Raw genomic sequence first — 1,737 nt, forward strand, 5'->3', positions numbered from 1 at the left:
ACGCATCCGCTGGGGCGGACGCCCCCTGGCCCCAGCAGCATGAAACCCGGCGAACCTATGCGGTCAGAGCACTAGCGAGGCCGCGGCCATCGGCCACGGCGGGATCACTCTGGTTGCAGCCGCCTCCGGGACCAGTTCCGCCACCATCGCGCGTGGCGTCACCGAGCTGGCCGGGGACCCGGTCCCGACCCGGAGGGTCCGGGCTGCGGGAGCTGGCCGCAAGCCGTTGACCGTCACCGACCCCGGCCTGCTGCCGGCGCTGGAGGCTTTGATCGAGCCGCACACCCGGGGTGATCCCGTCTCCCCGTTGAGATGGACCACCTTGTCGCTGCGGGCCCTGGCCTCGACTCTGACGTCACAGGGCCATCCGGTCAGTGCCGCAACCGTCGGGCGCCTGCTGCGTGGCCTCGGCTATAGCCTGCAGGGCACCATCAAGACCACCGAGGGCGCCAGCCATCCCGATCGCGATGCCCAGTTCGCGCACCTGAATGCCACGGCCACCGCCTTCCTCGACGGTGGGCAGCCGGTGATCAGCGTCGACACCAAGGCCAAGGAATGGCTCGGCAGCCGAGACCGGCCCGGTCGCACCTGGCGGCCGGGCAAGGACCCGATCAAAGTCGACTGCCACACCTTCACCACCAGCGACCAGCCCGTCGCCATCCCGTATGGGATCTACGACATCGCCACCAACACCGGCTGGGTCAACGTCGGGACCGACCACGACACCGCCGAGTTCGCGGTGGAGTCCATACGCCGCTGGTGGCAGCGTCGCGGACAAGTGCACCACCCGGACGCAACCCGGTTGCTGATCACCGCCGACGCAGGCGGCTCGAACGATCCCCGCCGCTGGACCTGGAAGAAACACCTGGCCGCCTTCGCCCTGGAGAGCGGCTTGGAGATCACGGTCTGCCACTTTCCGCCGGGCACGTCGAAATGGAACAAAATCGAACACCGGATGTTCTGCCACATCACCGCGAACTGGCGCGGCCGACCACTGACCAGCTACCAGGTCGTCATCGAAACCATCGCCGCGACGACCACACGCACCGGGCTGACCATCGGCGCCGAGCTGGACACCGGCAGCTACCGCCTGGGCACTACGGTGACGGCAGCCGAGTTCCAGGCCCTGCCGATCACGCCCGACGCGTTCCACGGCGACTGGAACTACACCATGGCGCCAGTCCCGCCCCGAACGCCACAGACGCCGGCGATCGCCCGGCGGATCGACCCCGACCTGACCACGATGCTCAGCAATCCGGCCCTGACCGGCATGCCGCGGTCCGACTTCGAACGCCTGGTGGCAATCTCCGAGCCGTACTGGGACGCCCTGGCCGAAGCGGCCTTCCAGCGACGCTTCCACCGTCCGCGCAGTTACCTCCACCCGCAGACCAGCAGCCTGGACCACTACCACCGCCTCCTGGCAGCGCTCTTACGCCGACGCAGGGCGATCACCAGCACCCTCCTGGCCCAACTGTTGGGCGTTACCCGCACCAACCTCTCTAACCAGTTCCAAGATGGGCACCGGCTCCTAGACCTGCATCGCATCGCCGTTACACCGCTGCCTGGGTCGCCCGCCCGGACCCTCGAACAGCTTCGAGTTCGCTTGCCTGACGAGGACCATCCGAAAGATCACCCCTGACAGTTATTCAGAAACAAGCCCCCGGGCGCATTGAGAACTCCCAGGTCGGGGTCTTCCTCGCCTACGCCACAAGCCGGGGGCGGGCGCTGATCGACCGC

1 pseudogene is annotated in these 1,737 nt (G+C 67.9%); it reads left to right on the top strand.

What is annotated here, in order from left to right:
* Nucleotides 1-73 precede the first annotated feature (73 nt).
* A pseudogene (locus tag ABD198_RS30420) lies at nucleotides 74-1,611 on the top strand (ISAzo13 family transposase); the annotation flags it as partial.
* Nucleotides 1,612-1,737 lie beyond the last annotated feature (126 nt).

It is taken from the genome of Streptomyces thermocarboxydovorans (assembly GCF_039524635.1).
Taxonomy (GTDB): Bacteria; Actinomycetota; Actinomycetes; order Streptomycetales; family Streptomycetaceae; genus Streptomyces; species Streptomyces thermocarboxydovorans.